Annotated in this window: 1 protein-coding gene; it reads left to right on the top strand. The window is 44.9% G+C overall.

Features of this window, described 5'->3' with window-relative positions; all coding sequences use genetic code 11:
• A partial coding sequence (locus tag K5Q99_RS22150; protein WP_220778161.1) for a PstS family phosphate ABC transporter substrate-binding protein occupies positions 1-300 on the top strand: 300 nt, incomplete at its 5' end.
• Positions 301-432: the final 132 nt, after the last annotated feature.

Raw genomic sequence — 432 nt, 5'->3', positions numbered from 1 at the left:
GGTTATTCGGGTATCGGTTATAAGACTGCTGGCGTAAAAGCCGTTGCTATCTCTAAGAAAGGTGATAAGTTCATCGACGCAACAGCGGCTAACGCTGCAGACGGTAGCTACCCACTATCACGTTACCTATACGTTTATGTGAACAAGCACCCTAACAAAGACCTAGCACCGCTAGAGCGTGAGTTCCTTCGCTTTGTGCTATCAAAGCAGGGGCAGCAAATTGTTGAAAAAGATGGTTATGTGCCGCTACCTCGCAGCGTCACTGCAAAAGATTTAGAGAAAGCTGGCATTCGCCTGTAAGCTTTATTCTAAGTAAAAAAGGCCTCCTCGGAGGCCTTTTTTGTCTTCAAATGAAGACGAAATTTTTGGGAGTTAACTTCAGTAGCGTTTGGCTGCATCTTATTTGTTGGGTGTTTGAGAAGGTCATACCTT

The organism is Shewanella hafniensis, from assembly GCF_019655335.1.
GTDB lineage: Bacteria > Pseudomonadota > Gammaproteobacteria > Enterobacterales > Shewanellaceae > Shewanella > Shewanella hafniensis.
This window is presented reverse-complemented; position numbering and strand designations above follow the sequence as displayed.